Genomic DNA, 7,429 nt, shown 5'->3' with positions numbered 1-7,429 from the left:
TCTCCTTGTATTATAGAGTAGTAGTTATTAGAGTCCCTCTCCAAGGACTGTATGCTATACTGTTAGAGATACTGTGGATTAGTTTTTGTCTCCTACCGCAAGACGGTCAAAGAAAGGCTCTAACCACAGTCTCTTTGTACAGTTGTTAATCAGTTAGATACCGCACGACGGTTTATGTGGAACAAGGTTACAATCGCAAAGAGCATTGTGGCTCTAAGCAGTATCGAAACTACTATGAAAGAGGTATTTGTATGATTGTTATCGGAATTGATGTTGCAAAGGATAAGCATGATTGCTTTATCATGAACTCAGAAGGGGAGGTTCTGTTCAACCCCTTTGTCATTCAAAACAACCGCGAGGGCTTTGACAGCCTTTACGAGAAGATTTGCTCTGTGGCAAATGATTTTACAAAAGTAAAAGTAGGACTCGAAGCCACCGGACACTACAGCTACAATATTCTGGGCTATCTCCTTGATAAAGGGCTACCAACCTACGTTATCAATCCGTTACATACAAATCTTTACAGAAAAAGTCTAAGCCTTAGAAAGACGAAAACGGATAAGGTAGACGCTCATACCATTGCAGCTATGTTGTTGTCTGACGTGAACTTAAAGTCCTACTCAAACACATTATACCACAACGAAGAGCTAAAGTCACTAACAAGATACAGATTTGATAAAGTTAAGGAACGCGCAAAGCTTAAGACCTCTGTCGCAAGATTGGTTAACATACTGTTCCCTGAACTTGAAAAGCTGGTTTCTACGCTTCATATGGCTTCTGTTTATGAGTTGTTGAGCCAATATCCGTCCGCTAAGCAAATTGCTTCTGTTCATCTCACCAAGCTGACCAATCTCCTGTCAACCGCTTCTAAAGGGCGTTACGGCAAGGAAAGAGCGGAAGAAATTCGCATTGATGCAAAAAACTCTATCGGCTCGGATATGCCTGCCAAGTCGTTGGAGCTCAAACACACTATCAAGCTCATCAGAGAGCTTGATGCAGAGATCGAGGAGATTGAGTTTCACATTGAGATTATCATGGACGAAATCAATTCTCCCATCCTTACCATCCCGGGCATCAGCTACCGCATGGGCGCTATGATTATTGCCGAGATCGGCGACTTTGACAATTTCAGCTCACCGGACAAGATTCTCGCTTATGCCGGTCTTTCGCCGTCTACCTATCAATCGGGGCAGCTAACATCTTCGTACTCGCATATGGAGAAACGCGGCTCCCGATATTTGCGTTACGCTCTTTTCAACGCCACGAAGTTTGTTTGTAATTGGGATAATACCTTTGCCGAATACCTCGCCAAGAAACGCAGCGAAGGCAAACACTACAACGTAGCAATTTCTCATGCCTGCAAGAAACTTGTCAGGGTGATCTACCATCTGGAAACCACAGGAGAATCTTACAGGCGATAACCTTATTTCACTTGATTATTTTTTCGAGCAACTACGCGGTTGCTCTTTTTGTCGTGCCTGTTTTCTGATTGTTGATTTTTGTGGAAAACTTTTCGTTTTCCTATTGACTTTTAATAGTTAGTCTTTTTATATCACCGCATAACTTTACATTATGCGGTGACAATATTTTTATTCCGAAAGAATATCCGCAAGCTGACTGATATTCTTCCTGCCAAAACTCACCTTATCGTTGTTTATAACAAGGCAAGGAACGCTCATAACGTTATACTTTTCCTTAAGCTTTGGAAAATGACTTACGTCATAGACCTCAGCCGTAATTTTATCATTAATCGATGCCGCCTTTTGAGCCGCAGTTACAAGTTCGGGACACATTGTACAGGACAGCGAAACGATTATTTTCATATCTGTCTGCTTATTAATTGACAGGATTTTTTCTTCAACACCCCTGTCAATCGGCTGTCCCTTGCCCGAAGCATTGTAAAGCCCAAGAACAAACGACGTAAATTCGTGACCACCCGGAACTCCGTGAAACGCAAGTCCCGAAAAACTTCCGTCAGACCGAATCACACGCACAAACGGCAAATCTGATTTTTCTGAATTTTCAATAATATTTAATGTAAGCCTGTCCGTCAATCCTGCAAGTTCTTCCATATATTTCTTCAACTCCACAGAAACGGTGCCGTTGTCAAGATGAAGCTCTAAGGTAAGCGGATTTTCCATCTTTGCGAAAACAGCATTAAGCTGAGCAACCATATCGGGTGAAAAAATATTGCTTTGCACATTAATATTTTTGCTTTCGTCGGCTTTCTTATTCTGTGCTTTAGGTTTTTCGGGGCGAATATTTGTTTTGCTCTGCATAGCCGCCGCATGTTTTTCAAGCTCGGTTGCGGCTGTTGCACCGTCACCGACTGCGGTTACAACCTGTCTTAGATTCTTTTGGCACACATCTCCTGCGGCATAAACTCCGTCAAGGTTGGTCTTCTGTGCTCTGTCGGTTATTATATAGCCGCTTTCATCAATATTTACTTTATCTTTTACAAGGGCTGTTTCGGGTTCATAACCTGCAAAAACAAAAATACCAAAAGTATCGTTTTGGGGTTCAAACACGGTTTGCTCACCTGTTTTGTTGTTTTTATAAACAAGCTTCTGCAAAAAGTCTTTGCCCGAAGCTTCAACCACTTCGGTGTTTGTAAGCACGGTAATCTTTGGATGATTTTTTGCAGCCTGAGCCGCAGTCGGAGCGCAGGTAAAATCATCACCGCGGACAAGAATTGTAACGTGACTTGCATATCGGGTAAGAAAAACGCTTTCTTCTGCCGCCGCAAATCCTCCGCCAACGACAAAAACCTCTTTGTCGGTAAAAAATTCGCCGTCACAGGTTGCACAATATGCAACCCCATGTCCTTTAAACTCCGATTCCCCCGGAAATCCAATCATTCGGGGATGAGCTCCGGTTGCTATCAATATTCCAAAACACGAAAACTCGCCTTTGTCGGTTTTTACGGTCTTTATATCTCCGTCAACCAAAAGCTCCGTAACCTGTGCAAGCAAAAATTCCGCTCCAAAACTCTCGGCTTGACTGCGCATTGTTTGCGTAAGGGCAGCTCCGCTTGTTTTTTCAACTCCCGGATAGTTTACTACCTCATCGGTTATTGTGATTTGCCCGCCGAATTTTTCTTTTTCGATAACCAACACACGATATTGTGCACGGGCAAGATATATTGCCGCCGTAAGACCGGCAGGGCCGCCGCCGACTATTATTGCGTCATAAAAATTCTTTCTGTCCATTAAAGCATACCCACAAGGTCAAGGCTCGGTTTCAAAGTTTCTGCACCCGGCTGCCATTTTGCAGGGCAAACTTCATCGCCGTGCTCGGCAACAAATTGGCTTGCCTGCAAACGGCGGAAAAGCTCGTCCGCATTACGTCCCACATTGCCTGCATTTACTTCGTATACAACAATTTTGCCCTCGGGATTCACAATAAAGCTTCCTCTTTCAGCCAAGCCGTCAGCCTCAATAAGAACCTCAAAGTCCTTGCTCAGTGCGTGTGTTGGGTCTGCAAGCATAGGATATGTGATTTTTCCGATACGCTCAGACGAATCGTGCCACGCCTTGTGTACAAAATGAGTATCTGTTGAAACAGAGTATACTTCACAGCCTGCCGCCTTAAAATCTTCATACTTGTTCTGCAAGTCTTCAAGCTCTGTTGGGCACACAAATGTAAAATCTGCCGGATAGAAGAAAAACAAACTCCACTTTCCGAGAATATCTGACTTTGTAATTGTTTTGAACTCTCCGTTATGAAAAGCCTGTACGGCAAAATCGTTTACTTCCTTGTTAATCATTGACATAGTATTGTCCTCCTAATTATTTTTTATTAATGTGTTTTTCTAAAGTATCGCTCTGTTAAAGCACCAGCGACGGGGCAGCATAAACCCTGCCGTTCATCTCGCTGTTGAGCATATACAATCCCTTTGCGTCCGAACCGAAGAGCTTCATCTTGGTTATCATATCATTGGCGTTTTTCTCCTCTTCGCCCTGTTCTTTTACAAACCAGTCAAGAAGCTGCATAGTTCTGAAATCTTTAATATTATACGCAGCGGCATAAATATTATTGATGAGCGACGTAACATATTTTTCGTGTTCAAGCGCTTTTTTCAACGGAGTCATATTATCCTTGCGCGTCCATTCGGGTTTTTGAATAGCCTCAAATGTAACAGGCACGCTGTTATTCTGCAAATACTGATAGAACAACATTGCGTGGTCACGCTCTTCCTGAGCTTGAATTTTATACCAGTTTTCAAAACCGTCCAAACCTGCTTCGGCATAATAATTTGCAAAATCCAGATAAAGATACGCAGAGTAAAACTCTTTGTTGATTTGTTCGTTGATTAACTGTGCAACCTTTGCGTCCATAAAAGTTCCTCCCAAGTATAAATTTTATCAATGCTTCCCCTTTTTCTGACATTCGGGACAGACATAATGAATTCGTAAGTCGTATGAAATAATATCTTGACCAAGCTTTTCTTCAATGGAAGATGTAAGGTCTTTAAGCGTAATATCGGCTATTTTTCCGCACACATCACAAAACAGGTGGTCGTGGCGGGTTGTGTTGTCATAATGGTCAGGCTGACCGGTTTCTGACAATCGAATGATTTTTCCCGCTGAAGTAAGAGCGTTAAGATTATTATAAATTGTAGCCTGAGATATTTTGGAATTTCTGCGCTTCATCTCAAGATATATCTGCTCTGCCGTCAAATGGTCTTTTGAATTTAAAACAATTTCAAGTATTTCTTCTGAGTATTTAGAAATTAATATCTCTCCTGCAAGTTAATATAGCTATATTAAGAATTAGAACTATTCTAATTCTTGTTTAAAGAATATAATAAGTTTTATTACTTGTCAATAGCTAAAATTAAATTTTAAAAGTTTTTGTCTGCCTCTCTATTCTCTAATAATAAAACAATAAAAATATTATTCTGTTAAATGCATAAATTAAAAGAGCTTCATAGTTTGCATAAAATCTCTGACAAGCAAAAGACCCAACCATAAAAACAGTTGAGCCTTTCAATGAAATAAAAATAAGCACTAATCTTTCGATTAGTGCTTGACTTGGTTGCGGGAGCCGGATTTGAACCAACGACCTTCGGGTTATGAGCCCGACGAGCTACCGAACTGCTCTATCCCGCGATATATTCGGTGCTGTTTCTTTACAGCTTTTTTAGTATATCACTTTTACAAAGGTTTGTCAAGCAATATTTTGTATTTAACGGTTATTTATGAAGCATATATAAAAATATATGCGTTTTCGGCGTAATTATTCCTGCTTTTTTAGTTGAAAACAAGCAGTTCGGTGGAACGTTACCTTCTCAACTTTTACAAAGTGATTATAATATTCCCACTAAAATCGAAATGCTTTGCACCGCTTTAAAGTCAAAAACGTCTGCACTAATCTGTACTATATATAAATATTATAAATGTTGCATTTTTATGCTTTAATTGTTATAATAGAAATTACAGCTCATTTGCTGAATAAAGGGAGGAACAACTCTATGTGTAAAAAAGAAACATTCTACATTACTACGCCTATCTACTATCCGTCGGGCAATCCGCATATCGGTCATTGCTACACAACCGTTGCCTGCGATTCAATCGCCCGTTACAGACGAATGCAGGGCTATGACGTTATGTTTTTGACAGGCACTGACGAGCACGGACTCAAAATTGAGCAGAAAGCCGCCGAAAAGGGTGTTACTCCAAAAGAATATGTTGATGAAATCACAGCTGTTTTCCAGAGCCTCTGGAAATTTATGAATATAAGCTACGACAGATATATACGCACAACGGACGACTATCATATCGAAACCGTTCAAAAAATCTTTAAGGAGCTCTATGACAAGGGTTATATCTACAAAGGTGAGTATAAAGGGAAATACTGCACTCCTTGTGAAAGCTTTTGGACAGACAGCCAGCTTGTTGACGGCAAGTGCCCCGACTGCGGCAGAGAAGTAACCGAGGCAAAGGAAGAAGCCTATTTCTTCAAGATGTCTCCGTTTGCAGACAGAATTGAAAAGCTTCTTACCGAGACCGATTATCTCCAGCCCAAGACCCGTGCGGTTGAGCTTGTAAACAACTTTATCAAGCCCGGACTTGAGGACCTTTGCGTTTCAAGAACAAGCTTTAAATGGGGCATACCTGTAACATTTGATACAAATCACGTTGTATATGTTTGGATAGACGCCCTTTCAAACTATATTTCCGCACTCGGATATAAGAACGAAAAATTTGATGAATTTGACAAATACTGGCCTGCCGACGTTCATATGGTTGCCAAAGATATTATGCGTTTTCACGCTATAATTTGGCCCGCAATGCTTATGGCTCTTGACTTGCCGCTTCCAAAGCACCTTGCCGTTCACGGTTGGATTACATTTAACGGACAAAAGATGTCCAAGTCACTCGGCAACGTTGTTGACCCGTTCATTCTCGGAAAACGTTACGGTGCAGATGCAATTCGTTATCAAATTATGCGTGAGATGGCTCTCGGCGCAGACAGCTCTTTCTCAAACGAGATTATGATTAACCGAATCAACTCCGACCTTGCAAACGGTTTGGGCAACCTTGTGTCACGTACAGTTGCAATGGTTGAAAAGTATTTTGGCGGCACACTGCCCGTTGAGCGTGAAAGCGGAGAATTTGACGATGATTTAATCTGCACCGCAACATCTCTGAAAAAATCCGTTGACGGATATATGGACAAAACTCAGCTTAACAATGCATTGGCAGAAATATTCAAAGTTGTTTCAAGAGCAAACAAATATATTGACGAAACTGCTCCTTGGGTGCTTGCGAAAGATGAAAACAACCGTACAAGGCTTGCAACCGTGCTTTACAATCTGCTTGAAACAATCAGAATAGTGTCAACTCTGTTGTCTGCATTTATGCCTACAACAATGACAAGGGCACTTGAACAAATCGGTGCGGATGAAGCCGCCGCAACTTATGATAATGCTGACAAATTCGGCGTTCTTCCTCTTGATGTCACGGTTAAAAAGGGCGAAGCTTTGTTCCCGAGAATAGATGTTGAAAAGGAAATTGAAGAGCTTAACAGCATAATTAAAAATAACGATACCGAAAGCGAAGAAACTAAAAAGCTTCGTGAGGAAATTGAGGGCGTTGCTCAGATAGGTATCGACGATTTTGGCAAGGTTGACCTTAGAGTGGCTGAAATCAAAGCTTGCGAGCCTATCAAAGAGGCTAAAAAGCTTCTTAAACTCACTGTATTCGACGGTGTAAAAGAGAGAACAGTTGCAAGCGGCATAGCAAAGTATTACAAGCCCGAAGAACTGGTTGGCAAAAAAATCATACTTGTGTCAAACCTTAAGCCTGCAAAACTCTGCGGCGTTGAAAGCTGCGGAATGATACTTGCGGCAACTTGCGGAGACGACATTAAGGTTATCTTTGTTGACGATATGCCGGCTGGAGCAAAAATTTCTTGATTTAAAGCG

Annotated in this window: 6 protein-coding genes and 1 tRNA gene; 2 read left to right on the top strand and 5 right to left on the bottom strand. The window is 41.4% G+C overall.

All coding sequences use genetic code 11. The features are described from left to right. The first annotated feature begins 251 nt into the window (after nt 1-251). Nucleotides 252-1,421, top strand: coding sequence for an IS110 family RNA-guided transposase (locus tag BLP46_RS09330; protein WP_092978438.1), 1,170 nt, complete (start codon nt 252-254; stop codon nt 1,419-1,421). A 168-nt stretch (nt 1,422-1,589) separates the two neighbouring features. Here BLP46_RS09330 and BLP46_RS09325 read toward each other — a convergent pair whose 3' ends face one another. The 5 genes from BLP46_RS09325 to BLP46_RS09305 form a co-directional block, all read right to left on the bottom strand. Then, the gene (locus BLP46_RS09325) at nt 1,590-3,209 is read right to left on the bottom strand and encodes an FAD-dependent oxidoreductase (protein ID WP_092978436.1); all 1,620 of its coding nucleotides are present in this window, start codon (nt 3,207-3,209) and stop codon (nt 1,590-1,592) included. Beyond that, the gene (ahpC, locus tag BLP46_RS09320) at nt 3,209-3,772 is read right to left on the bottom strand and encodes an alkyl hydroperoxide reductase subunit C (RefSeq protein WP_092978434.1); all 564 of its coding nucleotides are present in this window, start codon (nt 3,770-3,772) and stop codon (nt 3,209-3,211) included. Before ahpC ends, BLP46_RS09325 begins: the two co-directional genes overlap by 1 nt. A 55-nt stretch (nt 3,773-3,827) precedes the next feature. After that, nucleotides 3,828-4,337: a ferritin gene (locus BLP46_RS09315; RefSeq protein WP_092978432.1), complete on the bottom strand. Its 510-nt coding sequence runs from the start codon at nt 4,335-4,337 to the stop codon at nt 3,828-3,830. A 27-nt stretch (nt 4,338-4,364) separates the two neighbouring features. Beyond that, a complete protein-coding gene (locus tag BLP46_RS09310) occupies nt 4,365-4,712 on the bottom strand; it encodes a Fur family transcriptional regulator (protein WP_318259561.1) in 348 nt (115 codons plus the stop codon). A gap of 322 nt (nt 4,713-5,034) precedes the next feature. Then, nucleotides 5,035-5,111: transfer RNA gene (locus BLP46_RS09305), tRNA-Met, on the bottom strand. Nucleotides 5,112-5,473: 362 nt separating this feature from the next. Between BLP46_RS09305 and metG the strand changes: the two genes are divergently transcribed. Next, on the top strand, nt 5,474-7,420 hold the full coding sequence (gene metG, locus BLP46_RS09300; protein WP_092978428.1) for a methionine--tRNA ligase: 1,947 nt from the start codon (nt 5,474-5,476) through the stop codon (nt 7,418-7,420). Nucleotides 7,421-7,429 lie beyond the last annotated feature (9 nt).

Source organism: Ruminococcus sp. YE282 (genome assembly GCA_900101355.1).
In the GTDB taxonomy this organism is placed as follows: Bacteria; Bacillota; Clostridia; order Oscillospirales; family Acutalibacteraceae; genus Ruminococcoides; species Ruminococcoides bromii_A.
Note: the sequence above shows the minus strand (reverse complement) of the source record. Positions and strands in the feature narration are given on the sequence as shown.

Coding starts and splice junctions, on each gene's coding strand:
- BLP46_RS09330 (WP_092978438.1), top strand. CDS start 252: ATGATTGTTATCGGAATTGATGTTGCAAAGGATAAGCATGATTGCTTT.
- ahpC (WP_092978434.1), bottom strand. CDS start 3,772: ATGTCAATGATTAACAAGGAAGTAAACGATTTTGCCGTACAGGCTTTT.
- BLP46_RS09325 (WP_092978436.1), bottom strand. CDS start 3,209: ATGGACAGAAAGAATTTTTATGACGCAATAATAGTCGGCGGCGGCCCT.
- BLP46_RS09315 (WP_092978432.1), bottom strand. CDS start 4,337: ATGGACGCAAAGGTTGCACAGTTAATCAACGAACAAATCAACAAAGAG.
- metG (WP_092978428.1), top strand. CDS start 5,474: ATGTGTAAAAAAGAAACATTCTACATTACTACGCCTATCTACTATCCG.